The sequence below is a fragment of the Pseudomonas sp. CFII64 genome (genome assembly GCF_000416235.1).
In the GTDB taxonomy this organism is placed as follows: Bacteria; Pseudomonadota; Gammaproteobacteria; order Pseudomonadales; family Pseudomonadaceae; genus Aquipseudomonas.
Window position 1 is genome coordinate 93915 of the sequence record NZ_ATLO01000010.1, and the last position, 26247, is coordinate 120161.

The window sequence follows — 26247 nt, forward strand, 5'->3', positions numbered from 1 at the left end:
CTGCCTGCAAACCCGGGCCCGGTTTCTGAAAAGATTTTCATGTGCCGGGCCTGTCCCTGGCTGAACGTCAGCCGGCAGCCTGATCCTTCTCATCCTGCTGCTTCTTGGCCAGAACCCTGGCTTTGCGGTCGCGTTCCATTTTCGCGGTGGTGTCGTTCTCGCTGCGGATCTGCGCATGGCTGATCAGGGCGAAGATAAAGCTGCCGCCGATGATATTGCCCGCCAGGGTCGGTCCGGCAAAAACCAGCCAGAAGTCCTGCCAGGACAGCTCGCCGGCGAACACCAGATACCCGGCTTCAGCGGAACCGACGACGATGTGGGTGAAGTCGCCCAGTGCCATCAGGTAGGTGATGAGGATGATGATCCAGATCTTCGCTGCTTCCATGGACGCAATCATCCACACCATGGTGGCGATCATCCAGCCGGACACGATGCCTTTGGAAAACATGTGCGTGACGTCGTTTTCCATGACCTTGCGGCCGATTTCCAGAAAGGCTTCGTCGGTCTTGGTATCAAAAATCGGCAAATGCAGCATCACGTAGGCAACCAGCAGCGTGCCGCACAGATTGCCCACCAGCACCACGCCCCACAAGCGGAACAAGCGACCGAAATTGGTCAGCGTCGGCTTGCTCATCACCGGCAGTACAGCAGTGATGGTGTTTTCAGTGAACAGTTGCTGGCGGGCGAGAATGACCGCGAGGAACCCTGCCGAGTAACCCAGACTGGCGATCACATGACTGGCTTCGACATCCGCCAGGCGCGACTTGAACAAACCCATGGCCATCAACGACAGGCCCATGGTCAGGCCCGCAGCCAGCGCTGACCACCAGAGCGCCGCAACGCTGCGCTCCAGTTCATGATCGCCCTGAATGCGGATAGTCTCGTGGAGTACCGCCGCGCGTGGCGGCTGGTTTTTATCGACTTCACGCTCTTCTTCAGCGGATAGACCCGGGGTCTTGCCTTCTGTGTGCTCTTGCATACGACTTCCTTGGTGCTGGTTGGGGCTTGACGCGGGTAGGGCACAAACAGATGAATGCTGCGCCGGGCTGCTGGTTAAGACACAATCCACCGCCCATCGTTCGGCACGGAACGATGCCCAATTCATAAAAAGGAGAACTGTTTTGACCCTCGAAATCCGCGAAGCGACCCGGGCCGATGCCAAGGTCATTCTGGGCTTTATCACGGAACTGGCGATTTACGAAAAAGCCGAGCACGAAGTGCTGACCAGCGTGGCGGAGATCGAGCGCAGCCTGTTCGACGAGCCATCCCCGGCCAAGGCGTTGATCTGCCTCCTTGACGATGAACCCATCGGCTTTGCGGTGTATTTCCTCAGCTATTCCACTTGGCTGGGGCGCAAGGGGCTGTACCTGGAAGACCTGTTCGTCTCGGCGCAGCATCGGGGCGTTGGCGCAGGCAAGGCGCTGTTGCGGCGGCTGGCCAGAATCGCCTACGACAGCGGCTGCGGGCGCTTCGAATGGAGCGTGCTGGACTGGAACCAGCCGGCCATCGACTTCTACAAATCCATCGGCGCACAGCCGCAGGATGAGTGGGTGCGCTATCGCCTTGAAGGCGAGACGTTGAAAAGTTTTGCGTTGGGTTAAGAAGTTTGTAGGACCGGCTTCAGCCGGGAGGGGGTGCTCCCGGCTAAAGCCGGTCCTACAGGAAAATGGCTATCCGAGCAACTCGCTGCTATCTATTCGCGTCACACCCGCTGCGAGCATGTCCTGCCAGGCTTTGTCGAGAGAGCCATTCATATCGATGGCGCGGCAGGCGTTTTCAATCACCACTGTGGTGAAGCCCGCAGCCCTGGCGTCCAGCGCCGACCAGGCCACGCAGAAATCCAGGGCCAGGCCGACCACGAAGACATTCTGCACACCACGTTCCTTCAAGTAGCTGGCCAGGCCGGTCGGCGTGCTGCGGTCGGCTTCGAGGAAAGCTGAATAGCTGTCGATATGCCGATTGCAGCCCTTGCGCAAAATCAGTTGCGCATGGGGCAGATCCAGATCCGCGTGCAGCAGCGCGCCATGATTGCCCTGCACGCAATGGTCCGGCCACAAGGTTTGCGGACCGTAGGGCAGGATGGTGCTTTCGAACGGCAATCGGCCGGGGTGGCTGGACGCGAACGAAATGTGCCCGGACGGATGCCAGTCCTGAGTGATGACCACGCCGCGAAATTGTTCGCCCAGACGATTGATCAGCGGCACCAGCGCATCGCCATCGGCAACCGCCAGCGCGCCGCCGGGCATGAAGTCATATTGCATGTCGATGACCAGCAGGACGCTGTCGAGGTCGAATCGAGGCTGGATCATGGTGCAGCTCCTTGGTCGCAAGTTGAGAAATTCAGACGTCCGTGTCGGCAAACATTTTGGCAAAGGTCGTGACCTTTTCGGGGACAAGTCCCCTCCTACAGTGGAGGCCGTTGTAGGAGGGGATTTATCCCCGAGTGCCTCAGGCAAATACCCGAATCGGCTCGCCGGCATCCCAGGCCTGGATATCCTCGATCATCTGGCTGAAGAAGGTGCGGTAATTATTTTCGGTCACGTAGCCGATGTGCGGGGTGGCGAGCACATTGTCCAGCGTGCGAAACGGGTGCTCGGCGGGCAGCGGTTCAATGGCGAACACATCCAGCGCGGCGCCGGCGATGCGCCGTTGTTGCAGGGTTTCAATCAATGCCGCCTCGTCGACAATCGGCCCGCGCGCGGTGTTGATCAGGTAGGCGCTGGGCTTCATCCAGCTCAAGGCCTGCGCATTCACCAGCCCGCGACTGCGATCGCTGAGGACCAGATGCACCGAAAGCACGTCGGACTGTTCGAACAATTGCTGCTTGCTGACATAGGTCACGCCGGATTCGGCAGCCGCCTCGGCGGTGAGGTTTTCGCTCCAGGCAATGACATTCATGCCGAAGGCCTGGCCGTAGCGGGCGATCCATTTGCCGATGCTGCCCAGGCCGAGGATGCCCAGCGTTTTGCCATGCAGATCGCTGCCCAGGCCCATTTGCCATTGGCCGCTGCGCAGAGCATTGGCCTCATCCACCAGATTGCGGGTGATGCCCATGATCAACGCCCAGGTCAGTTCCGGGGCGGCATGTTTGTAGCTGTCGGTGCCGCACACCTGGATGCCAAGCTTGCCGGCGGCCTTTACGTCAATCGCCGCATTGCGCATACCGCCGGTAACCAGCAATTTCAGGTGCGGCAGCTGGCTGAGCAAGGCTTCATCGAAGCTGCTGCGTTCGCGCATCACGCAAATGACATCGAATGACTGCAGGCGCGCGGCCATGCTGTCCGTGTCGGCTGGAAATTCGTGGAGGAAGGTGACTTCGCCAATGCTGTTCAATACCGACCATTCCACGACGTCGCTGGCCACGGACTGCCAGTCGTCAAGCACCGCAATTCTCGCAGGAGAACGTTGAGTCATTTGAAGATCGCCTCGCTAAAGCAAAGGAAAGGTTTTTAGGGTTGTGCGCTTACCTTAACGCCAGACCATCGGCGCGGGAAACCAGATGTTGCGTCAAAAGCGCCGTCAGCCGAAAAGCCCGGCGGCAATGTTGATGGAAAAACCGAGAATGGCCGTATTGAAAACGAAGCCGATCAGGCATTGGGATAGAACAGTCTTGCGCAGCCCGTGGGTCGCCACGCCCACGTCTGAAGTCTGCACCGCGACGCTGAGGGTGAACGAGAAGTAGAGGAAGTCCCAGTAATCAGGGTGCAGTTCGCCGTCGGCGAAGCGCAGCGCCGGTTCCTTGCCTTTCCAGGTGTAAAACAGTCGCGCGTAATGCAGGCTGAAAATCACCCCGGTGACCAGCCACGAACCGACAATGGTCAGGCCGGTGAAGGCGTAATGCAGGGCTCGGGCGTCGCTGGTCATTGCCTTGGTGCCGGCCAGCTCCAACGTAATCGCCGCGAGGCTGGCCAAGGCGGCAATGCACACAGTGAACAGCACCTGGCTGGCGTTTTCGTCCTCGATCAGGGAAATCCGCTCGACGTCTTCGGCATTGGTGCGAAAGGTGCGCAGCATGATCAGCCCAAGGTAAATCCACACCCCGACGTTCCAGGCGATCAGGCATTTGGTGGTTAAAGAAATGTCCGGAGCGATGATCGCCGACGCGAAACCGCTGATCAGGCCCAGGCCTGCAGCGATGCTCAGGCGGGGGTGGGTGTGAGCGATATGGGACATGGCAGGGCATCGAGACAAAAGGTCCGCAAACCTTAGCACGGCCGTTGCGCGGGTAGAAAAAACGGCGCGCAAGGGGGTTGCGCGCCGTGTGCCAGCTTGGCAAATCTGTCGAAGTCTCAGTTAGAGCTCTGTCGCACGGCAAACACCGGTCTCGTTGGAGCGAGGGGGTATTTATGGAATCAACGCACCAGACACGGCTGTTTGTTGTTGAATTTCCAGTCCGGAATCAAAAACTGCATCGCCACGCTGTCGTCTCGTGCGCCAAGACCCATGCCTTTATAGAGTTCGTGGGCTTTTTGCACTTGATCCATGTCCAGCTCGACGCCCAGGCCGGGTTTTTTCGGCACCTGCACGCAACCGCCGACGATCTGCAATGGCGCTTTGGTCAGGCGCTGGCCGTCCTGCCAGATCCAGTGGGTGTCGATAGCCGTGATATTGCCCGGTGCCGCTGCCGCCACGTGGGTGAACATCGCCAGGGAAATATCGAAGTGATTGTTGGAATGCGAGCCCCAGGTCAGGCCCCATTCGTTGCACATCTGCGCGACACGCACCGAACCCTGCATGGTCCAGAAGTGCGGATCGGCCAGGGGGATATCCACCGATTGCAGCTGAATCGCGTGACCCATCTCCCGCCAGTCGGTGGCGATCATGTTGGTCGCGGTCTTGAGGCCCGTGGCTCGGCGGAATTCAGCCATGACTTCACGGCCCGAGTAGCCGTTTTCCGCGCCGCATGGGTCTTCGGCATAAGCCAGCACGTGATGCTGATCCCGGCACAGGCGAATGGCTTCTTTCAGTGACCATGCGCCATTCGGATCAAGGGTGATGCGCGCCTCGGGGAAGCGTTCGGCCAGTGCAGTCACCGCCTGGATTTCGTCGTCGCCGCTGAGCACGCCGCCCTTGAGCTTGAAGTCCTGGAAGCCATAGCGTTGATGCGCGGCTTCGGCCAGGCGCACCACGGCGTCGGCGGTCAGGGCTTTTTCGTGGCGCAGGCGGAACCAGTCGTTATCGGCATCAGGCTCGCCGCGATAGGCCAGATCCGTCTGGTTGCGATCGCCGACGTAGAACAGATAACCGAGCATTTTCACTTCGTCGCGCTGCTGACCTTCGCCCAGCAAGGCGGCGACCGGCACGTCCAGATATTGACCGAGCAGGTCGAGCAGGGCGGCTTCAATACCGGTGACTGCGTGAATCGTTACCCGCAGGTCGAACGTCTGCTGGCCGCGGCCGCCAGAGTCGCGCTCAGCGAAAGCCTGGCGCACCGAGTTGAGGATCTTCTGATAATTGCCGATGGCGCTGCCGACCACCAATTGTCGAGCGTCTTCCAGGGTCTGGCGAATGCGCTCGCCGCCGGGCACTTCGCCGACGCCGGTGTGTCCGGCGTTGTCCTTGAGAATCACGATATTGCGGGTGAAAAACGGCCCGTGCGCACCGCTCAGATTAAGCAGCATGTCATCGTGACCGGCCACCGGAATCACTTGCATGCTGGTGATGACAGGCGCTTTGTTGATGGTCTGGTTGTTCAGCGTATCCATGTTCTAGTCCTTATTAGTCGTGGCACACGATCAAGAGTGGGCGGCGGGTGCTGGAGTGATCACAGTTGCGGCGTTGGAAACCTTAGGCGTATTGCGGGCGGCGAAGACGATGATGGCGGCGATGATCGACGTAGCCGTCAAGCCGTAAAGCCCGCCTTGAATCGAGCCGGTATGTTGTTCCAGCAGCCCGAAGGTGGTCGGTGCAACGAAGCCACCCAGGTTACCCACCGAGTTGATCAAGGCAATGACGCCGGCGGCGATGCGGGCGTCCAGATAAGCCTGGGGAATCGGCCAGAACAGCGACGATGCGGACTTGAAGCCCAGCGCCGCAAAGCAGATCGCGACGAACGCGAAGATCGGGCTGCCGGTGGTGGACATGAACATCCCGGCGGCGGCAATCAGCAGTGCTACGGCGACCCACGCCTGTTGTTTCTTCCATTTCGCCGAGAGCGACGCGAAGGCGTACATGCCGATGATCGACGGCAACCAGGGGATCGAGTTGAACAAGCCGACTTGAATGTCGCTCAGGTCGCCCATTTTCTTGATGATGCTCGGCAGCCAGAACGTCGCGGCATAAATAGTCAGCTGAATGAAGAAGTAGATCAGGCAAAACAGGATGATCTGCCGATCCTTGAGCAGCTTGCCCAACGACGCCTTGATCGGATTGGCGGCTTCGCGAGCCCGTTGTTCGTCGTCGATGGCGTTGACCAGCGCGTCCTGTTCCTCACGGGTCAGCCATTTGGCATCGTGAGGTTTGGAGTCCAGCCAGAACCAGACGAAAGCACACAAACCCACCGAGAACATGCCTTCAATGAAGTACATCCATTGCCAGCCGTGCATGCCCAAGCCGTTGATTTGCAACAACAGGCCCGACAGCGGACCGGAAATCAGCGAGGCGATGGCCGAGCCGCTCAAAAAGATGGCGATGGCCTTGCCGCGCTCGACACCGGGCAGCCAGCGGGTGAAGTAATAGATCACGCCAGGGAAGAATCCGGCTTCAGCGACGCCGAGCAGGAAACGCAGGATATAGAAGTGGGTTTCGTTCTGGATGAACGCCATGCAGGCAGCGACGATGCCCCAGGTGAACATGATGCGCGTCAGCCAGATACGGGCGCCGACTTTTTGCAGGAGCATATTGGAAGGGACTTCGAACAGCGCGTAACCGATAAAGAACAGTCCGGCACCAAACCCGTAGGCGGCAGCACCGATGCCCAGATCGTGCTCCATGTGCGAACGCACGAAGCCGATGTTCACCCGGTCGATGTAATTGACGATAAACATGATGACGAACAGCGGCAGAACGTGACGCTTTACTTTCGATACCGCCGAAAGCAAAGCCGAATCCGCGCCGTCACTCACCCTGGTATTGGATGTGTTCACTGGTGTATCTCCCACTCGTTATTTTTATGCGGGTTTTGGGCAAACTAGCTTGCTTGCGTTGATAGACATCATACAAGTAACGACTTGTGACGCAAGAGGACATCGATTCGTTTTGTCAGATATTTTTTGCGGGCAGGGGAAGTGTGGGCGCAGACGGAACGCTGAAGTGGCCGTTATATGCCTTATTTTGTTGAGTTCAGGCGGGCTTACGGATTGATTGCCGACACCGCAAAAAAAATTATCAAACCGTTTCTTGGCGTTTTTGCTGCGGGTCGGTGTTTTTTACTTGTCATACAAGCTAGACAACTCAGCCTGCTCTGCTAGCTCGTCAGACAAGTGCGCAGTACTATGTCTTCCAAGCCCATTCCGCGATTTCCATGTTCAGGACACCTCTTTCCATGCAAGCGCCCATTCGGCCGATTCCCAAGCGTCGGCAACATAATCTGGCCACCGATCTGGTCACCGATCTGAGCCAGCGCATTCTGCTTGGCAAGATTGCGCCCGGCCACAAGCTGCCCTCGGAAAGCGAAATCGTCCGCGAGCATGGGGTCAGCCGCACCGTGGTGCGCGAAGCGATTTCAAAATTGCAGGCGTCCGGCCTGGTGGAAACTCATCACGGGGTCGGTACGTTCGTTCTGGAGCGCAGCGATCACACCGGGCTGCGCCTGAAGGTTGAAACCGCCGCGAGCGTGCGCGACATCATCGAACTGCGGATCGGCCTGGAAACCCAGGCGGTCGCCCTGGCAGCGTTGCGCCGCACGGACGAGCAACTGGCCGCCATGCGTCAGGCGCTGGATGATTATCAGGATCTGCTGGCCAAGGAAGACAGCTGTGTCGAGGCAGACAAACGCTTTCATATGCTGATCGCCGAAGCGACCGGCAATCCTTATTTCGCCGAGATCATGCAGCACCTGGGCAGCGCGATCATTCCCCGCAGCCGCATCGCCTCAAGTGAACGTGCTGGCGCCAATCTGGCGCGCCACGGTTATCTGGCCAATCTGGAACATGAAGCGCTGCTGAGCGCCATTCGCCGCCAGGATCCGGACGCCGCCCGCGCCGCCATGTGGACCCACCTGAGCAACAGCCGCGAAAGGCTCGCGCCGCTGGAGTGAGAGTGGACGCTGGAATGTGCGCTGCGTAATGGGATGGACTCGCCCAAGCCGATTACTCAGCGCTACAACCGGCCTCATCGGGAATGAATTCCGTCCTACAGGTCTCTGCAGCAGGCGCATTATTTTGCCAAAGTCCCGGCCGCCTCCAACACCTGCAGCATCACCCCCGATTGCCACTCGAAATACGGGTTGAACGTCAGTCGCGCATGCACCTTGCCAACTTCACGATAACCCCAATCGGAATACCAGACCTGGTCGCCGTTCAGGCACAACTGCATGTCAGCCGTGCTCTGGCCGTTCCAGCAGATACGCTGTTGGCCGTTTTCCCCGTACAACGGGTTGGCGGGGGAGAACATCAAACCCATGTGCGAGAAACGGCTGATCCGATAGTCGGGCAGGTAATCGGTACGGACCAGCACGCGCGGGGTTTTTGCCGACACGGCCGGGTCGTCGCCGTACCAGATGAGGCGGCTGGCCGGGTTGCTGAAACGCTGGTTGAAGTTGTCCAGCACATAACCGGTGTCCAGCACCGAGTCGTGCTGGGTGATGGCGATAAATACCGGCTTGTCATAGCTGCGCTGGCCCAGGCGTTTTTGCGCCAGGACACTGCTGCGATAAAACTGGGCGAAGCCATTGGTCGGCACGTTCAGGTAACGCACCGGCGTTTGCAGCGGCCGCCCGCCATCGTTGGGATTGGCCAGCCACGGGCGCGCCCAGCCGATCCATTGCGTCATCCATGCATACTTGCTGTCGGAGCGAAACGCCGGAGAGAACAGCACCAGTCCAGCAATTTCATCGTGATCGTAGGCGTAATCAAGGACCAGATTGGCGCCCGTGGAAAACCCGCCCAGATACACTTTCGGCACATCGCGACTGAGGATGTTCGCCTGTTGGCGAACCACGTCCTGCCATTGACCAAGGGTTACGTCGAGCATGTCCGAAGGCTTGGTGCCATGGCCGGGCAGCAGCACGGTACGCACCAGAAACCCTTGAGCCGCCAGTTTTTCCCCGATGTCATGGAACGACCAAGGCGAATCCCCCAGGCCATGCACCAGCAAAATGCCACCTTTGAGCGGACCTTGCGGCCGCCATTCCTGGGGCGCGTTCCATTGCAGTTCCGCTGGGTGATCAGTGGTCTGAAAACTGCGCTGCTGCTGCATCCATTCCAGGGTTTGCTGGCGATAAGCGGCGAAGCTGGCCGACGCTTCATCATCGCTGGCCATCGAGCCGCAGGCCTGAAGGGTCAGGGCCGAAAGCAACAGGGTAAGTCGATGCCTGGGCAAGATAAGGGATTCTCCGCTGAAGAAGGTGCATCGATAGAGCCGCGCTAGCCGTGACTGGTTCAATGAAATGCATAGGGTGCCAGCACTTTGCCACGTCAATCGCACTCGTATCCAGAATCAGGCAGACTCAAGCCTCAAATAAAAACCAGCGGCAGCCGTATGCACATCATCTTTGATTCTTCGTCTGGAGCCCGCCATGTTCGCCCTTGATCATTCGCTGGCGCAGGACATCGTCGACCGGGCCATGGCCATCCTGCCGTGCAACGTCAACGTCATGGATTATCTGGGCATCATCATCGGCAGCGGTGACGCCGAGCGTTTGTATACCCGGCATGAAGGTGCGCAACTGGTGCTGGCCAACCATCGCGTCGTGGAAATCGACGCCAGCACGGCGCAGCAACTGGATGGCGTGAAGCCGGGCGTGAACCTGCCATTGATGCTGGATCAGAAACTGGTGGGCGTGCTGGGTATCACCGGCGAGCCGGAGCAGGTCAGGGTCTACGCCGAATTGGTGAAAATGACCGCCGAGATGCTCATGGAGCATCGCCGCCAGCAGGCCGATCAGCAGTGGCGGCAGCAGCGCAGCGAGGATTTGCTTTCACGTTTGCTGCTGGCCGAGTGTCCGGACTATCTGGTGGACGAGGCGCAGCAATTGGGCCTGCAACCCGCTCTGCCGCGTCAGGCGGTGTTGCTCGAACTGGCCGGGCCCGCCACCGATGCCGCCAAAGTCGTGGCCTGGCTCAATGGCCGTTACGCCAACAGCTGGTGCCTGGCCCGCGAGCCGATGCTGGTCCATTGGTGTCGGGCCATGGGCAAGGACCGCGATGACGCGCTGCTGCTGGAGCAATTCGATGAGCAGGGCTGGCAGGTGTTGCGCATGGCGACGGTTGAGCAATCGCCCGACCTGCCGAGTTTGCGGCATGCGGTCGCCGCAGCCCGGGATTTGCTGGATTACGCCCGTGAGCTTCAGCCCCGGCAACGTTTGTTGCGCCTGGCAGCGTATCGCCTGCCGGTGTTGTTCTGGCGTTATCGGCATGACTGGCTGGCGGCGCAGGTCGCCGAGCCGATTGCGCGTTTGCACAACCACGCCCAATTGCTCGAAACCCTGCGCAGCTGGTTCGACTACAGCGGCGAAAGTCAGGCCTGCGCCGATGTGCTCGGCATCCACCGCAACAGCCTGCGCTACCGCCTGGAAAAAATCGCCGAGTTGAGTGGCTGCGATCCTTATCGCACCGATGATCTGTTGCGCCTGTACCTGGGCCTGCACATGACGCCGCGCGCTGCGCTTTGTTCAAATGACCAATAGGCTGGCGTTTGCGTCGTGCGCAGGGCGCGGGGCATATCCGCTCAAAGCTGAGAACATCGCGACATTGGGTTTACGGAGAACAACAACATGAAAATCGTCATCGCCCCCGATTCCTTCAAGGACAGCCTCAGTGCCCAGGGTGTCGCCGATGCCATTGCCACAGGACTGGCCGAAGTGTGGCCTGACGCCGAACTGATCAAGTGCCCGATGGCCGATGGCGGCGAGGGCACCATCGAAGCGCTCCTCGCTGCGTGTGACGGCGAGCTGATGAGCGCTGAAGTCAGCGGGCCGCTGGGGCAGCCGGTTGCCGCCCATTGGGGCTGGCTGGCTGCGAGCCGCACCGCAATCATCGAAATGGCCATGGCCAGCGGCCTGCAATTGTTGACCCTCGACCAGCGCGACGCGCGCATCACCAGCACCCATGGCACCGGCGAGTTGATCCTGGCTGCTTTGGAGGCCGGAGCGGTGCGGGTGATCCTGGCGATTGGCGGCAGCGCGACTAATGACGCGGGCAGCGGCATGCTGGCCGCACTCGGCGCACGGTTTCTCGATGTCGACGGCAAACCGGTTGCGCCGGGTGGGCTGGCATTGGCGCAGGTCGCGCGGATTGATGTGCAACAGCTGGATGCGCGTTTGCGCGACGTACAGTTTGAAGTCGCGGCCGATGTCGACAATCCACTGTGCGGGCTTAACGGCGCCTCGCACATTTTCGGTCCGCAGAAAGGCGCTTCGCCCGAGCAGGTTCTGCAACTGGATGACGCCCTTGGGCACTTCGCCGATCTGTCGGCCGGGGTTCTTGGCCACGATCTGCGTGACGAACCCGGTTGCGGCGCGGCGGGCGGCATGGGCTTTGCGGCCAAGGCCTACTTGAATGCGTCGTTCCGTCCGGGTGTCGAGGTGGTGGCTGATCTCACCGGTCTGGAGCAGGCGCTGCAAGGTGCGGATCTGGTGATTACCGGTGAAGGTCGCTTCGATGCCCAGACCTTGCGCGGCAAGACGCCGTTCGGCGTGGCGCGCGTCGCCAGGCGTGCTGGCGTGCCGGTCATTGTGCTGGCCGGCACCCTCGGCGAGGGTTACGCCAATTTGTACGAGCACGGCATCAGCGCGGCATTTGCCCTGGCCAGCGGACCGATGACCCTGGAGCAGGCCTGCCGCGACGCCCCGACGCTGTTGCACGACCGGGCACGGGATCTGGCGCGCCTCTGGCAACTGGCGGCGCGCTGATCAGTGCCGATCAATTGTCACCCAGGCAACCGGTGCCATTGACCTCGTAACGCAGGGTCTGGGTTTTGCCCATGTGGTCGACATAGGTCATTTCCACTGGCCGTACCCCACAGAAATTCAGCTGCGGGGTACTGACGACTTTGGCGATGTCCAGTTTTGTGCCGTAGGTGTAATCCTGGACATTGGCCTGCGGCTTGAGGCCGGCGTTGGCGACAGAAGCAACGCTGCCCAGGGCGAGCAAAGTGAAGGCAATCAGTGCGGTTTTCATGATGAGTGTCTCGTTCAGGTGAGTTCAACTTCTTGAGCCTGTACGACGAAGCTCATCGAGCTTTATTCCCGCGCCTGAAGAAAAAATGGTTGTTCACGCCGATTGCAGGTGCATTTGCGGGATCGGCTTGCGCATCAATGCGCCCACCACCGCAGCGCCAAGCAAGGCCAGGAGCCCGGCAACCCAGAGCAATGTCGCGAAGCCTTGCACGAAGGCCAGGTGCGCCAAGGGTTGAACGATCAGTCGGGCGCTTTCGGTCAATGGCGCCATGGCCGCGACCATGTCACCGGCAACCACCCGCGAGGCGATGCCGTCGGCCTGATTCAGCCAGTCAGCCGCCTGCGCCTGCATCGCGGCCTTCAGGCTTTGCTCGGTGTGGCTCGCCAATAACGCGCCGTAAACGCCGATCGCCAACATGATTGCGCTGAAACGCATGGTGGTGCTCAAGCCCGAGGCCATGCCTGCGCGGTCACGAGGCACGCAGGCCATGATGTTCTTTTGCGTGTCGCCGTTGAGCAGCCCGGCTCCGGCACCCGTCACCGCCATGGCGCAGGCAAACCCGAGATAGCCGCCGCCGGACACCGCCCAGGCGCTGAGCAAATTGCCGCAACCTACCAGCGTCAAACCCAACGCCATCAAGGTTGCCGGTGACCAGTGCCGCGCCAGCCTGGCACCGATCTTCGGGCAGACCAACATCGTCAGGGCAAAGGGCAGCATGCCCAGACCTGACGCGATGGCGCTGAAGCCCAGTCCGTTTTGCAGATAGAACGGCAGCAGCGTCATCATCACCTGAGCGCATCCGGCGTAGGCGAACATGCCCAGCAATGCGCCGATGAAGCGCGGGGATTTGAACAGCTGCAAATCCACCATGGGCTTGCTTTGCATACGTTCGACCAGCACGAACATCGCCAGCAGTGCCACGCCACCGAATATGCGCAAGAACGTGATCGAGCTGTCCCAGCCGACGCGATTGGCTTCGATCAAGCCCCAGATCAGGCACAACAAGGCCGCGCTGAACGTCAGGCTGCCCCAGGGATCAAGACGCGCGGACTGTTCGTTGCGCGATTCTTCGATGTTGCGCCGAACCATCGCAATCAGCAGCAGGCCAACGGGCAGATTCAGATAGAAAATCCAGCGCCAGCCCAGCAGTTCGGCGATCAGTCCGCCCACAGTGGGCGCGGCCGTCATCGCCACGCCCATGCACGCGCCCCAGAACGCCCAGGCTTTGGCGCGTTCGGTTTCGTCATGAAAGGCATGGCCAATGGTGGCCAGGGCCGACGTCAGCAGCAGCGCTGCGCCGACGCCTTTGAGCGCACGGGCGATGTCGAGGAACAGGATATTGGGCGCGGCGCCACAGCCCAGCGAAGCCGCGATGAACAGCACCAGCCCGCAGAGCAGCATTTTCTTGCGTCCGAAGCGGTCGGCGACACTGCCGGACGGCAGCAACAGCGCAGCGAACGCCAACATGTAAGCACTGACCACCCATTCGATGTCGGCAAAGTTGGCGCCCAGATCCCGAGCGATGCTGGGCAGCGTCACCGCAACAATATTGGTGTCGAGTACGATCAGCGAGCAAACGCCGGAAGCGGTCAGAAGGGTCATGCGTGGGCTGGGTGTGGTGATTTTCATGGCGGGCCTGCGACTACTGTTGTGATTGAGGCGCTTGCAATGACTGCAGCGCGGCGAGGGCGATTTCATCATCGTGGGCTGGCGTATCGGCACTGACGCCGATGGCACCCACAACCTGGCCTTCGACGCGAATCGGCTGGCCGCCCTTCATCATCAGCAGTCCGGCAGTGATCATCGCTGTGCGCCCGCCATTGATGCCTTTCTCCAGATCATCCGATGGGCGTTTGAACAGGGCCGATGTCCGCGCCTTGCCCTGAGCCAAGTCGATGCCTGCCACGACCGGGGCGCTGTCCATGCGAGCCGTCAGAATTGGCCATCCGCCATCGTCAACGACCGCGACTGCACAAGGCCATCCGTGCTGACTGGCGTAGGCTTGCGCCGCTTGCACCAATTGACTGGCGCCCCTTAGGTCCAATATTGCTTTGTGAGTAATGCTGGGGCGGGGCTCGGCTGCATTGGCTATTTGCAGGATTAGAGCACTGCAAAGCATGACTAGAACTGATTTGACGCGCATTGTTGATCTTCCTAAAGTACATGAGCAGCCAGCTTAGCCCGGCATTACCCTGGCGTTATTACCTGCGGCCCGTCACATGATTACCTGTGAGCTAATTAAAATATGGAAATCCGTCATTTTCGCTATTTCCTGGCAGTCGCCCGACACAAGAGTTTTGTGCGCGCTGCTGAACAGCTGGGTATCGCGCCGCCGACCTTGACCCGGCAGATTCAAGACCTGGAAAGCGAACTCGGCACGCGCTTGTTGCAACGCTCGCAACGGGACGTGAGCCTGACCGAAGCCGGGCGTGCCTTGCAGATCGAGGCCGAGGCGACGCTGCGCCAGTTCGAATCCGCGCAACTCAGCGCGCAGCGGGCCGGGCGCGGCGAAACCGGCCATATCCAGCTGGGCTACGTTGCGTCGGCGGTGTTCTCCGGTGTTCTGCAAAATCAGGTCAGCGAGTTTCGACATCGCTATGCGGATGTGGGCTTTACCATTACCGAACAGCTGATGCCGATCTTGCCGCGTTTGATTGAGGAAGGGCGGCTGGATATCGGCTACGTGCGCTCGCCGATGCCTTTGGGGGAGTCGGTGAGCCGCCTGGATTTGTTTGAAGAAGCATTTGTTCTGGCGCTGCCGGCCGGTTCCTGGCTCTGCAACCTGAAACAGATCGAAGCATCGCACCTGCAGAATGAAACCTTTATTCTGCCCGAGCAGATATCAGGCACTTTCGACGTTGCCGCCCAAGGCGGGTTCGCCCCGAAACTGGGCCCGCAACCCGGCGGACTGGTGTCAGTGGTGGCTCTGGTTTCCCTGGGGCAGGGCGTCGCCGTGGTGCCGCAATCGATGGTCGAGCGCATCCAGTTGCCCAATGTGCTGTACCGCCCAATCCACGATTGCCAGCCGCGCTCATGCCTGTCGCTGATCTACCGACGCCACGAAAAGGCTGCGGCCGTGGCGCGGTTTATTGAGCATGTGAAGCGGGGTGCGAGGGTTTGAATGATCACGTTGAATTTTGAAGTGGACGTGCGTGGTGACCGCACAATTAACAGCACAATTAACAGCACAAGTGACCGCACAAGTGGGGTAATTTGAGGCTGCATGGGTGCGTCACCGGCTGAAACCCCACGCCCACGCTGAGCCTGCTAAACAACGGAGCCAATCGATGATCGATCATCTGGACCACCTGGTACTCACCGCCGTCGATGGCGAAGCTACCAAGGATTTCTACACCCGCGTGCTGGGCATGCAGCTGGAAACCTTCGGCGCCGGGCGTATGGCGTTTCGGTTTGGCAATCAGAAAATAAATCTGCACATTCGCGGGCATGAGTTTGAGCCCAAGGCGCATGTGCCCGTGCCGGGTGCGCTGGACCTGTGCTTCATCGCGTCGATCCCGCTGGAGCAGGTCATCGGGCGTTTGAACGCGGCGCAGTGGCCGATTATCGAAGGCCCGATCCTGCGCACCGGCGCGACGGGGCCGATACGTTCGGTGTATGTGCGTGATCCGGATTTGAACCTGATCGAGATTTCAGAGTTGGTTTGAATTGGCCAGAACAGCGCGCCCGGAAACCCCGTAGGAGCGAGGCTTGCCCGCGAAGAACGATAACGCGGTGGCTCTGACTCACCGAGGCGCCTGATTCGCGGGCAAGCCACGGATCCATTTGGGTCATCACCGGCACGCTTCAATCAACTGCAATGCTTCCTGCACAGGCAATGGCTGTTTCATACGCTCGGCCAGCAACGCGACGGCTCGTTCGTATTTGCAGGCCACAATTGCCGCAACAATTCCGCTCCGGCAGAGCAGGGCGACGAACTCGAACTTTTCCGGTTCGCCGATATAGACAACGTCATCCCATTGCTCGGCGTGACCCAGGTAGTCGATGCGTTTGCCGAAGTGATATGTCCAGAAGAACGGCACGTCGACATAGCGTTCAGCGCCGCCCAGCATGTTGAGCGCGGCTATGCGGCCTTGTTGTTGTGCCAGACGCCAGTGCTCGATACGCAGCAGTTGGTCGGCCAGCGGGAAGGTGGCGATGTCGCCGACGGCCCACAGACCTTCCCTGAGTTGCATGCCGCCATCGACGCGAAGCGAGCCGTCCTCTTCGCGTTCGATATCTTCGACAAAATCGGTCACCGGGCTGACGCCGATTCCGACCAGTACCAAGTCTGCAGCCAGTTGCTCACTACTGTTGAGCCGCACGCTTTCCAGGCTTTGCTCACCCTCGAAATGAGTGGCCTCGACGTGAGTGCGAAACAGCACGCCATGCTGCTCATGTAAACCGCGTAACGCTTTACCGATACGGTCGCCGAACTGTTTCTGGAACGGTATTTCATGGCGCGCCAACACCGTGACTTCCAGACCGCGCTTGCGCAGTGCCGAGGCCGCCTCAAGCCCGATAAAACTGTCACCGATGATCACCACCTTCGCACCGGGTTGCGCTGCATACAGCAAGGTACGCGCATCGTCGCGGGAGCGGAGCAGCAGCACTTGAGGCAAATCCGAGCCGGGTAAATCAACGGGTTTGGGCTTGCCGCCGGTCGCGATCAGGGCAGCGTCGTAGCTCAGCGTTTGCCCGTCGTCCAGAATCACCTCCCTGATGTCGCTGTCGAGGCCTACGACCCGGGCATGGATGCGTTGTATGTGCTGCTCGCGATAGAAGCTTTCGTCACGCAGCGGTGGCACTTCATCGGGAGGCATATCCCCGGATATCACGAATTTGCTCAGGGCGGTGCGGTCGTAGCCGGGCTGCGCTTCTGCATCGATCAGGAGCAACGCCCCACGAAAACCCTTTTCCCGCAGGGCACTGGCGGCGGCAATGCCCGCAGCGCCTGCGCCGATGATCACAAAACTGCGCGGATCGGCGCAGCCGTCGCGAGCCGGTGCCGGCATCGGCTGATCATCGACGAGGATCATGCCATCCAGAATTTGCGCCGGATAACGCCGTAAGCCATCCAGTGCGGGAGGTTCACTCAGGCTGTCGTCCTCAAGCTCGAACATCGCCTTGTGCCACGGGCAAATCAGCCTGCCGTTACAGATCGCGCCTTTGGCCAATGGTGCGCCTGCGTGCGGGCATTTGCCTTGATAGGCGCGCACTTGATCACCCATGCGCACCAGGACGATGGTCTGTTCGCCGATCTTGATTTCGCTGCCGCGATCTTCGGCAAGATCAGCAAAGCGGGCGACGGTATGCAGGGCCATGGCGTTCTCCTGACAGGCTTTTGGTTGGGAGTCAGGCGCCGGGTGCAAGGTTCACTGCAACTAAAATCCACCCTCCTCAGCGGACCAGACCCAGGCGTTCGTGCCAGTCGGCAATGGATTCCTCGGGAAAGCCGTCGAACAGTTTGTCGCCCTCGTGGGCTTGCACCTCGACCCAGGAGGCCTTGGAATCAATCAATAGATGCGTGTGTTCCGGTGGCGTCGGCAGCGGTGTATCGATAGCTGACGCAAATGGATGGATCAGCTCGGGCCATTCCGGACTGAACAGCCATAAGCCGCTGCCGCACAGTTTGCAGAAATGCCGTTCGGCACTGCTGGTGTGCACATGATGATCCTCACGCATTTTGGCGTGATAAATCGCGATGTGTTCGCGGCCTTTGACTTTCAGGCTTTTGGCGTCGCCGCTGAGGTTGATCGAATAACCGCCACCGCCCTGTGTCTTGCGACAAATCGAGCAGTAGCAGCGTTGATAAGGATACGGATGGGCGCTGTTCAGGCTGAACTCGACCTCACCGCAATGGCAGGAACCTTCAAGATGCATGACGAAATCTCCTCAAGACATGCCTGAGCGCTGACAAAAAACTCCAGGCAGTTAGGTTCTAGACAAGCGGATATCAGATTGGGTGTCTGCGTTCGTCGGACAATTCTTACCAACATGAAAGAATTGTCACTGAGGAACGCTCAAGATGCGCGTCGCCAAGTCGATAGCGTCTGAAGTTGTCGGACAATTCAAGCCTGCCAAGTCCTGTTTCCTGATAACCCTTCTGTTTAATAACAAGAGCTCACGGCCATGAACCTACGCAATTTGACCATCGCCCGTCGCGCTGGCCTTGGCTTTACCCTGATTTCCCTGTTGGTTGCATTGCTGGGTTGGTTCGCGTTGGTGCAGATGTCGGCCATTCGCCAGAGCGAATTGGCGGTTGAAAGCAACTGGATGCCGAGCATGCGGGTGGTCAACGACATTCGCGAGAATATGCTGCGTATCCGCACGATCTCGCTGCGCATGGCGCTGGACCCTGATCCAAAGAACATTGCGACCTATCGCGGTCAGTTGGATGTACGCAATCAGGACCTGAATAAAAAACTGGATACGTTGAACGCCTTTGTCGATACCCCGGAAGAGAAGGTTCTCAACGATCAGTTCCGTGTCACGCTGGGTGACTATCAGAAAGGGCTTGAGCGCTCATTCGTCCTCGCTGCGCAGAACGACCGCGAGGCGCTGAACAAGCTGCTGCTGGTGGACATGAAGCCGATCGTCGACGGCTCCGGCAAACAACTCAGTGATTTTGGCGAGTTCTATGCCAAACAGGTCGATGCTGAAGGCCAGGCGGCCGAGGCGCAATACGGCAAATCGAAGACCATCGTCCTGATCTTCGTGATCATTGCCGGTCTGGGTACTATCGGTCTGGCCTTGTGGCTGACGCGCAGCATCGTGCGCCCGCTGCAAACCGCCGTGATCGCCGCTGAAAGTGTCGCCGCCGGTGACCTTACGCAAACCATTCATGTGGATGGCAACGACGAGGTCACGCGTCTGTTGGCCGCCCTGGAAAAAATGCAGGGCAACCTGCGTTCGGCCATGCGGCATATCGGCAGCTCGGCGACCCAGCTGGCGTCGGCGGCGACTGAGCTCAACTCGGTGACCGAAGACAGCTACCGAGGCTTGCATCAGCAAAATGCCGAAATCGATCAGGCGGCCACCGCCATCAATGAGATGACCTCGGCGGTGGAGGAAGTGGCGCGCAACGCTGTGTCGACCTCCGATGCTTCCAACCAGTCCAACGTTTCGGCCCAGGCCGGGCAGGCTCGGGTGGTAGACACCGTGCAGTCGATCCAGACCCTCACCGACAACGTTCAGGCAACCTCGAAACTGGTGCAGAACCTCGCCGATCAGTCCCAGGATATTGGCAAGGTACTGGACGTGATTCGCTCGATTGCCGAGCAGACCAACCTGCTGGCGCTCAATGCCGCCATCGAAGCGGCGCGGGCAGGGGAATCGGGACGCGGTTTCGCAGTGGTCGCCGATGAAGTCCGGGCCCTGGCGCACCGCACTCAGCAGTCGACGCTGGAAATCGACAAGATGGTCACGGCAATGCGCAGTGGTTCCGCCCAGGCCCTCGAATCCATGCAGACCAGCAGTCAGCGGGCGGGCGAGACCCTGTCGCTGGCACAAGGCGCGGGCGAATCCTTGACCGATATCACCGCGTCGATCAATCAGATCTCCGAGCGTAATCTGGTCATCGCCAGCGCGGCCGAAGAGCAGGCGCAGGTGGCGCGCGAAGTTGACCGCAATATCGTAAATATCCGTGATCTGTCCATGCAATCTACCAACGGCGCCAATCAGATCAGTGCGTCGAGCCACGAGCTGTCGCGTCTGGCCGTAGAGTTGAACGCGGTGGTGGCGCGCTTCAAGGTCTGAAGCGATATTCGCCTGTCGAGGTGTAACGGCGGCTGTCCATGTGCTGACAGCTTGCCGCTGGGCATGAGGGCCGGGCATGATTCGCCACGGCCGATCATCCCGGCCATCGAACTATCGACAGAGGCGAAACAGCTTCCATGGACAATAAAAATCACACCTTCAGCAGCTGGCTGCGCGCGCCGGCACACCATGAATGGCTGGCTCGCGAAGGCAATCGCCTGCTGAGTTTCGCCAAGGCTTCGCGCCTGCCCCAAGGGTTCGGCAATCTGGACGCACGCGGCGTACTGCCTGCTGACGCCCGTGCCGAAACCATGAATACCGCCCGCATGACCCACAGTTTCGCCATGGCCCACGTGCGCGGCATACCCGGTTGCGCAGCATTGGTGGATCACGGCATTGCGGCGCTCGCGGGACCGCTGCGCGATGCAGAACATGGCGGCTGGTTCAGCGGGCCGCTTGATGACGGTCTCAAGGCTGACAAACAGGCCTACTTGCACGCCTTTGTGGCGTTGGCGGCCAGCTCCGCTGTGGTGGCGGGGCGAGCAGGCGCGCAAGAACTGTTGTCGGATGCGATCCAGATTATCCAGAGCCGGTTCTGGAATGAAGAAGAAGGTGCCATGCGCGAATCCTTCGCGCGGGACTGGAGCGCCGAAGAGCACTATCGCGGCGCCAACAGCAATATGCACAGCGTCGAAGCCTTTCTGGCCCTGGCCGATGTGACCGGCGACGCGCAGTGGCTGGATCGTGCGCTGCGTATCGTCGAACGGGTGATTCACGGCCACGCCGCCGCCAATGACTTCCAAGTGGTCGAGCACTTCAGCCAGCGCTGGGAGGCGTTGCCCGACTATAACCAGGACAATCCCGCCGACGGCTTTCGCCCGTTCGGCACCACGCCGGGCCATGCGTTCGAATGGGCGCGCCTGGTGTTGCATCTGGAAGCGGCACGGCAACGGGCGCATCTGCCCACGCCGGGCTGGTTGCTGAAAGATGCGCAGCAGCTGTTCGCCAGCGCCTGCCGTAATGCCTGGGCGGTCGATGGCTTGCCGGGGATCGTCTACACCCTGGACTGGCAGAACCGCCCGGTGGTGCGCCATCGTCTGCATTGGGTACATTGCGAGGCCGCCGCCGCTGCAGCAGCCTTATTACAGCGCACCGACGAAAAGCAGTATGAAGACTGGTATCGCCGGTTCTGGGAGTTCAACGAAACCCTGTTCATTGACTACGAGCAGGGCAGCTGGCACCACGAACTCAACCCGCTAAACCAGCCCAGCGCTGAGATCTGGGCTGGCAAACCCGATCTGTATCACGCTTATCAGGCGACGGTCCTGCCGGTGCTGCCGTTGGCGCCGAGTTTGACGACGGGGTTGGCGGCGATGGGGTAGTTTGCCAAACAGGGTTGTTGATCGAGTACATATCCGTTGCTGCGGTAACGGCGGCTTAGGGTTCCGCCCTGACGGCGGGTTACTTGGATAAGCGCCAAGTAACCAAGCGCTTTCGCCCCTGACGTCCGGTGGTTCGCCTGGGCTCACCATACCCTCGCTCCGGTCTTGCTCCGTGGGCCCGCCGCCATCGGCCATCCCTGGCCAAGGGCGGCTAACCCGGCATCCATGCCGGGTTGCCCACTGCGCAAAACCTGCGCTCGGCCTTCCGACGGGGCAGGGCAAGATCAAAAGCCAAAGCCGCTTGAACCTGTGGGAGCGAGCTTGCTCGCGAAAAATGTATGGACACCGGGTATATCCAGCCAGCACGCGTTATCGTTGACGTCCTTCGCGAGCAAGCTCGCTCCCACAACGGGAATGCGTACATATCCATTGCTGCGGTAACGGCGGCTTAGGGTTCCGCCCTGACGGCGGGTTACTTGGATAAGCGCCAAGTAACCAAGCGCTCTCGCCCCTGACGTCCGGTGGTTCGCCTGGGCTCACCATACCCTCGCTCCGGTCTTGCTCCGTGGGCCCGCCGCCATCGGCCATCCCTGGCCAAGGGCGGCTAACCCGGCATCCATGCCGGGTTGCCCACTGCGCAAAACCTGCGCTCGGCCTTCCGACGGGGCAGGTCAAGATCAAAAACCAAAGCCAAAGCCAGATCAACAGCCAGAACAGGTTTTAACCTGTGGGAGCGCGTCCAGTAGCCAATCCCGGCCCCGTTGGAGGCTTGCCCGCGAAGAGCGATGACGCGGTAGTGCTGGATCACCGAGGCGTCTGATTCGCCAACAACTCCGAACGCCGCCCGCGTGCTGCTGCCGGGGATTGTGTTCGATCAATCTCCCATATCCAGCTCAACCCAGGTCGGCGCATGGTCGCTGGCGTGGGGCAGGTCGCGGGGCCAGCGGTCTACGCCGGCATTGGTCAGGCGTGCACTGGTTTCGGCGTTGAGTAACAGGTGGTCGATGCGCAGCCCCGAATTGGTCTTCCAGTGATTGCGAAAATAGTCCCAGAACGTATAAATCCGCTCCTCGGGAAACTGCACGCGCAGGGCGTCGGTCCAGCCTTGGTCGAGCAGGCGCTGAAAGCACTCGCGGCTTTCCGGCTGCAGCAGTGCGTCCTTGAGCCACGAGCGGGTGTTGTAGATATCCTCATCGGTCGGCACCACGTTGTAGTCACCGGCCAGCACCACCGGATGGCCACTGGCGTACAAGGACTCGGCATGGGCGATCAGCTTTTTGAACCAGGCCAGCTTGTAGTCGAACTTCGGTCCCGGTTGCGGGTTACCGTTGGGCAGATATAGACACCCTACGATTACGCCGTGGGCGGCTGCCTCCAGGTAGCGGCTGTGACTGTCTTTTTCATTGCCCGGCAGGCCACGGCGAATTTCCAGGGGTTCCATGCCCTTGGCGAGGATCGCTACGCCGTTCCAGGAGGTTTGCCCGTGCCAGATTGCGCCGTACCCGGCATCGCGAATATCGCCGATGGGGAACGCCAGGTCGGTCGCCTTGAGTTCCTGCAGGCAGACGATATCGGGCGCTTCACGGTCCAGCCATTCCAGCAGGATCGGCAGACGGGCGCGAATGCCGTTGATGTTGAAGGTAGCGATTTTAAGCGGATCCACGGGGGCGTTCCTCTCATGTGCAACAGCCGATAGCTATTTGAGAGGCCCGTGGACAAGAGATTCAATGGGTTTTCAATGGACTTGCGCGCTTTTTGGCGTGGTCAGGCGAATGATCTGCCGAGCGAAGAACGCGCCGGTGAGGATCACGCCGATCAAGCGCAGGGTTTGCATGGCCAGTACGAAACCCACATCGGAATGGGTATCGATGGCGATGATTGCCATGGCATCCAGCCCGCCGGGACTGGTGGCCAGATAGACCGAGAGGAAGTCCTTGTCGAGCAGCGCTGCGATCAGCCAGGCGGAGAGGGCGCACAGCACGATCAGCAGCAGCGAGCCGGCGATCATTGCCGGCAGGCGGCGCCAGACATAGCTGATCGTTGGCCGGTCGAAACGCAAGCCGACATAGCTGCCGATAGCGCCATAAGCCAGGGCGAGCATCCACGACGGCAGGGTGATTTGCAGCAACCCGCTCAACTGCAGCGCACCGCCGATCAACAGCGGCCCCATCAAGGCCCCGGCCGGCATGCGTTTGGCGACAAAGATCCCGAAGACGATCACGCCCAGACTCAGGGCGAAATTCAGCAGGTTCAAGCCTTCCACCGCGATATCTCTGGCATGGGCCTGAGTACCGCCGCCTTCTACACCAATCAGGCGGCTGACCAGCGCGCCGATGGTGACCACGCAGACCACACGCACATATTGCATGGTCGCGACCACACGCGAGTCAGCGCCGTAATCCTCGGACATGGCGACCATTGCCGACGCCGCACCCGGCGAAGTGCCCCAGGCGGCGGTGCTGCCGGCGATGCCCGCGTAGCGAACCAGCGCCAGACCCACCACAGCGCTGAGCAGCACGACGAGCACGGTTGCGAATAGCATCACGTACCAGGACTGCACGACAGTCACCAATACGGCCATGCTCATTGAGTGCGCAACCAACGCACCCACCGTGCCCTGACCCAGCTGAAAGGCAATTTTGGGCATGCGAATGGTGGCCCCGGAAACGCCGAAACCAATGGCGACCAGCATCGGACCGAGAAACAGCGCAGCGGGGATTTGCCAGTACATCAACAGTTGCCCGACCGCTCCGGCGATCAGGATCAAGCCGAACCATTGCAGCGTTGGAGGAAGGGTGTGAAGGGCAAAGTGTGGGGCGCGCAGCAAGGGAGAACTCCCGTAACGGTAGATGCTCATCGAGGCATCCAGTGCCGACAAGTATCGACACTGCAATCGATCAAGTCTATTTTCTAATAGTCATGAATTGATAACTTTGGTTGATGAATTATGGATCTTCGCGATCTCACCTATTTCGAAACGATTGCCGAGCTGGGCCACTTGGGTCGCGCTGCACAGAAGCTCAACCGGAGCCAGCCCGCGCTGACCAAAAGCATTCAGCGTCTGGAGGAATCGTTCGGCACCAAGTTGTTCCAGCGCGACGGCCGACGCATCAAGTTGACGCCGGTCGGTGAACTCTTGCAGGCACGAGGCAAGGTCCTGCAGCAGAGCATCGCCCAGACCCAACGCGAGGTGCGGGATTTTGCCAGCGGTGCGGTGGGTAACATTCGTCTGGGCTGCGCGGCGACCATGGCCGAATACCTGCTGCCGAAGCTGACCTCGGCATTGCTGCAACGGGCGCCGGACATCACCCTGAAAATGGTCATCGGCCAGGACGATCTGTTGCGCGAGTCGCTGCGTTCCGGCCAGCTGGACATGATCATCTGCTCGCTGATCACCGATGACGAACAGTGCGAGAGCCATGCAATCCTCAAGGACGAGGCGGTGGTCATCGCCAGCGAGGATCATCCGATTTTCAAGACCCGTTACACCATGGCGGACCTGGCGAGCTATCGCTGGGTACTGCCGCCGGTGGGGGTTTCCTCACGTAAATGGCTGGACGAAGCGTTTTTAAGGCAAGGTTTGCCGTTGCCGGTGGTGCAGATCGAAGCCAACTCCATTCCGCTGTTGCCCGGCTTGATCGAGCGTACCAGCCTGCTGAGCTTCACCGCCCGGGAAACCCTGGAGTTCGGCAACAATATGCAACGTTTGCGCGAAGTGGCGCTTGAGCACACGACGATGAAGCGCACCATCGGCTGCACGGTGCGCAAAGGTGGCTATTTGTCGCCTGCGGCCCAGGCCATGGTGCAGATGTTGCGCGACAGCAGCGGGGAATTTTTGAGCTGGACGTGATCCGGGTAGCTCCATTTCTGCGCGCACTGAGTTAGCCTGTGGCTTATACGGGGGTGAACGGCACCCTCGATCGAGGAAAACGATCAGGAGCAGGAAACGATGCAGAGCCACCTACATTCGCTGAGCCGTCAGGCATTGATGCCGCTTTTCGCCAGCGGCGACCACCATTTTGGCGGTGATCAGTCGCCCCTCAATGACGCTGATGCCGACGAAGATACTGATCCGGAAGGTTATCTGGATCTGGATGTGCTGGGGCTGGACGAATTCAGCGACTCGGACAAGCTGGACCCGATCTTTGGCAGCGATGTAGGTTCTTCATCGCTCAATTGACGCCAGATGCAGCGACAACGCCTCGACGCCCAGCTCCACGGTTGAGCTGGCTCCGGCCCAGGTACACGCCATCATCAGGTTGCGCGGCAGACCGAAATCTTCCACCACATAGCCTTGTGCATCGCAGCCGTTGTGATCATGGGGTACGAGTTCGCGCAACGACGCCACCGGCTCGAAATACGCCCACACCGGCTTGTTCAGCGCGACCGCCATGCCCACTTCGAAGGCCGTGCCTGAATCCGGCTCGAAGCCGCGAAATACATTGAGATTGGCCAGCACCGCCGAGCAGCGCTGGATCATGGCGATATTCATCGAGCAGATCATGCTGGCCGTTTCCTCAGGCGACAGCTGCGGGGCAACTTCATTGTCGAATGGGTACAGGCCTTCCAGGCCGTGGGCGCTACACAGCGCCTTGAGGTAGTTGCCGTATTCGATGGCGTCCTGACGGAACACGTCAAAGCCTGCCAGATAAATCTGCGGGGCAGTGCGGATGTGCATGGCGTTCTCCAATGAGCCGGTCGCATCGGGGGATTCTATACCCTGGGCGGGGGATGACTCACGGTGATCCGGACGTTGGATCGCCACCATTTATCAGGACGCAGCTGACCAGGCTGAAATCTGTACGGATAACCAGTATCCTTGGGCGATCTTT

25 protein-coding genes and 1 pseudogene are annotated in these 26247 nt (G+C 60.1%); 11 read left to right on the plus strand and 15 right to left on the minus strand.

What is annotated here, in order from left to right; all coding sequences use genetic code 11:
• Positions 1 to 67 precede the first annotated feature (67 nt).
• Positions 68 to 979 (minus strand): formate/nitrite transporter family protein, encoded by a 912-nt coding sequence (locus CFII64_RS05345; protein WP_020289749.1) that lies wholly within the window; start codon positions 977 to 979, stop codon positions 68 to 70.
• Positions 980 to 1121: 142 nt separating this feature from the next.
• On the opposite strand from CFII64_RS05345, the gene CFII64_RS05350 reads away from it, so the two are divergent.
• On the plus strand, positions 1122 to 1601 hold the full coding sequence (locus CFII64_RS05350) for a GNAT family N-acetyltransferase (protein ID WP_020289750.1): 480 nt from the start codon (positions 1122 to 1124) through the stop codon (positions 1599 to 1601).
• A 69-nt stretch (positions 1602 to 1670) separates the two neighbouring features.
• On the opposite strand, the gene pncA is transcribed toward CFII64_RS05350, so the two are convergent.
• The 5 genes from pncA to CFII64_RS05375 all read right to left on the minus strand — a co-directional run bounded on the left by pncA (position 1671) and on the right by CFII64_RS05375 (position 7085).
• Positions 1671 to 2309 carry a bifunctional nicotinamidase/pyrazinamidase gene (pncA, locus tag CFII64_RS05355; protein ID WP_020289751.1) on the minus strand — a complete coding sequence of 213 codons (639 nt, stop codon included), beginning with the start codon at positions 2307 to 2309 and terminating at the stop codon, positions 1671 to 1673.
• Positions 2310 to 2448: 139 nt separating this feature from the next.
• Positions 2449 to 3414: a D-2-hydroxyacid dehydrogenase family protein gene (locus CFII64_RS05360; protein ID WP_020289752.1), complete on the minus strand. Its 966-nt coding sequence runs from the start codon at positions 3412 to 3414 to the stop codon at positions 2449 to 2451.
• A 105-nt stretch (positions 3415 to 3519) separates the two neighbouring features.
• A complete protein-coding gene (locus CFII64_RS05365) occupies positions 3520 to 4173 on the minus strand; it encodes a DUF1345 domain-containing protein (protein ID WP_020289753.1) in 654 nt (217 codons plus the stop codon).
• Positions 4174 to 4352: 179 nt separating this feature from the next.
• Positions 4353 to 5705, minus strand: a complete 1353-nt coding sequence (gudD, locus tag CFII64_RS05370; protein ID WP_020289754.1) for a glucarate dehydratase — start codon at positions 5703 to 5705, stop codon at positions 4353 to 4355.
• Positions 5706 to 5735: 30 nt separating this feature from the next.
• On the minus strand, positions 5736 to 7085 hold the full coding sequence (locus CFII64_RS05375) for an MFS transporter (RefSeq protein ID WP_020289755.1): 1350 nt from the start codon (positions 7083 to 7085) through the stop codon (positions 5736 to 5738).
• A 398-nt stretch (positions 7086 to 7483) separates the two neighbouring features.
• Here CFII64_RS05375 and CFII64_RS05380 point away from each other — a divergent pair, with 398 nt between their 5' ends.
• The gene (locus CFII64_RS05380) at positions 7484 to 8197 is read left to right on the plus strand and encodes a FadR/GntR family transcriptional regulator (protein ID WP_020289756.1); all 714 of its coding nucleotides are present in this window, start codon (positions 7484 to 7486) and stop codon (positions 8195 to 8197) included.
• 119 nt (positions 8198 to 8316) lie between these two features.
• On the opposite strand, the gene CFII64_RS05385 is transcribed toward CFII64_RS05380, so the two are convergent.
• On the minus strand, positions 8317 to 9420 hold the full coding sequence (locus CFII64_RS05385) for an alpha/beta fold hydrolase (protein ID WP_020289757.1): 1104 nt from the start codon (positions 9418 to 9420) through the stop codon (positions 8317 to 8319).
• A 256-nt stretch (positions 9421 to 9676) separates the two neighbouring features.
• Between CFII64_RS05385 and CFII64_RS05390 the strand changes: the two genes are divergently transcribed.
• The gene (locus tag CFII64_RS05390; protein ID WP_020289758.1) at positions 9677 to 10786 is read left to right on the plus strand and encodes a sugar diacid recognition domain-containing protein; all 1110 of its coding nucleotides are present in this window, start codon (positions 9677 to 9679) and stop codon (positions 10784 to 10786) included.
• 87 nt (positions 10787 to 10873) lie between these two features.
• Positions 10874 to 12010, plus strand: coding sequence for a glycerate kinase (locus CFII64_RS05395; RefSeq protein WP_020289759.1), 1137 nt, complete (start codon positions 10874 to 10876; stop codon positions 12008 to 12010).
• Between the two features lie 10 nt (positions 12011 to 12020).
• Here CFII64_RS05395 and CFII64_RS05400 read toward each other — a convergent pair whose 3' ends face one another.
• From CFII64_RS05400 to CFII64_RS05410, 3 genes are all read right to left on the minus strand, one after another.
• Positions 12021 to 12278: a DUF2790 domain-containing protein gene (locus CFII64_RS05400; RefSeq protein WP_020289760.1), complete on the minus strand. Its 258-nt coding sequence runs from the start codon at positions 12276 to 12278 to the stop codon at positions 12021 to 12023.
• A 93-nt stretch (positions 12279 to 12371) separates the two neighbouring features.
• Positions 12372 to 13901: an MFS transporter gene (locus CFII64_RS05405; protein WP_084488242.1), complete on the minus strand. Its 1530-nt coding sequence runs from the start codon at positions 13899 to 13901 to the stop codon at positions 12372 to 12374.
• A 19-nt stretch (positions 13902 to 13920) separates the two neighbouring features.
• On the minus strand, positions 13921 to 14421 hold the full coding sequence (locus CFII64_RS05410) for a heme-binding protein (RefSeq protein ID WP_044901180.1): 501 nt from the start codon (positions 14419 to 14421) through the stop codon (positions 13921 to 13923).
• Between the two features lie 102 nt (positions 14422 to 14523).
• Between CFII64_RS05410 and CFII64_RS05415 the strand changes: the two genes are divergently transcribed.
• Together CFII64_RS05415 and CFII64_RS05420 are read left to right on the plus strand one after the other, a co-directional pair.
• Complete coding sequence (locus CFII64_RS05415) at positions 14524 to 15399, plus strand: LysR family transcriptional regulator (protein WP_020289763.1); 876 nt, start codon at positions 14524 to 14526, stop codon at positions 15397 to 15399.
• 166 nt (positions 15400 to 15565) lie between these two features.
• The gene (locus tag CFII64_RS05420) at positions 15566 to 15943 is read left to right on the plus strand and encodes a VOC family protein (protein ID WP_020289764.1); all 378 of its coding nucleotides are present in this window, start codon (positions 15566 to 15568) and stop codon (positions 15941 to 15943) included.
• A 126-nt stretch (positions 15944 to 16069) separates the two neighbouring features.
• On the opposite strand, the gene CFII64_RS05425 is transcribed toward CFII64_RS05420, so the two are convergent.
• Positions 16070 to 17599 carry an FAD-dependent oxidoreductase gene (locus tag CFII64_RS05425; protein WP_020289765.1) on the minus strand — a complete coding sequence of 510 codons (1530 nt, stop codon included), beginning with the start codon at positions 17597 to 17599 and terminating at the stop codon, positions 16070 to 16072.
• Positions 17600 to 17675: 76 nt separating this feature from the next.
• A complete protein-coding gene (locus CFII64_RS05430; RefSeq protein ID WP_020289766.1) occupies positions 17676 to 18158 on the minus strand; it encodes a GFA family protein in 483 nt (160 codons plus the stop codon).
• Between the two features lie 249 nt (positions 18159 to 18407).
• On the opposite strand from CFII64_RS05430, the pseudogene CFII64_RS30455 reads away from it, so the two are divergent.
• The 3 genes and pseudogenes from CFII64_RS30455 to CFII64_RS05440 form a co-directional block, all read left to right on the plus strand.
• Positions 18408 to 19175, plus strand: a pseudogene (locus CFII64_RS30455) (MCP four helix bundle domain-containing protein); the annotation flags it as partial.
• 18 nt (positions 19176 to 19193) lie between these two features.
• Positions 19194 to 20033 (plus strand): methyl-accepting chemotaxis protein, encoded by an 840-nt coding sequence (locus CFII64_RS30460; protein ID WP_371106422.1) that lies wholly within the window; start codon positions 19194 to 19196, stop codon positions 20031 to 20033.
• A 137-nt stretch (positions 20034 to 20170) separates the two neighbouring features.
• Entirely contained in the window at positions 20171 to 21415 is a 1245-nt protein-coding gene (locus tag CFII64_RS05440) for an AGE family epimerase/isomerase (protein ID WP_020289768.1), read from the plus strand.
• Positions 21416 to 22289: 874 nt separating this feature from the next.
• On the opposite strand, the gene CFII64_RS05445 is transcribed toward CFII64_RS05440, so the two are convergent.
• Positions 22290 to 23078 carry an exodeoxyribonuclease III gene (locus tag CFII64_RS05445; RefSeq protein WP_020289769.1) on the minus strand — a complete coding sequence of 263 codons (789 nt, stop codon included), beginning with the start codon at positions 23076 to 23078 and terminating at the stop codon, positions 22290 to 22292.
• 72 nt (positions 23079 to 23150) lie between these two features.
• Entirely contained in the window at positions 23151 to 24272 is a 1122-nt protein-coding gene (locus CFII64_RS05450) for an AbrB family transcriptional regulator (protein ID WP_020289770.1), read from the minus strand.
• Between the two features lie 90 nt (positions 24273 to 24362).
• On the opposite strand from CFII64_RS05450, the gene CFII64_RS05455 reads away from it, so the two are divergent.
• Positions 24363 to 25265, plus strand: a complete 903-nt coding sequence (locus tag CFII64_RS05455) for a LysR family transcriptional regulator (RefSeq protein ID WP_020289771.1) — start codon at positions 24363 to 24365, stop codon at positions 25263 to 25265.
• 99 nt (positions 25266 to 25364) lie between these two features.
• Positions 25365 to 25595, plus strand: a complete 231-nt coding sequence (locus CFII64_RS05460) for a hypothetical protein (RefSeq protein WP_020289772.1) — start codon at positions 25365 to 25367, stop codon at positions 25593 to 25595.
• Here the strand turns inward: CFII64_RS05460 and CFII64_RS05465 are convergent.
• A complete protein-coding gene (locus CFII64_RS05465; protein ID WP_020289773.1) occupies positions 25581 to 26093 on the minus strand; it encodes a nucleoside 2-deoxyribosyltransferase in 513 nt (170 codons plus the stop codon). The two genes, CFII64_RS05460 and CFII64_RS05465, sit on opposite strands and share 15 nt — an antisense overlap.
• Between the last annotated feature and the right edge of the window lie 154 nt (positions 26094 to 26247).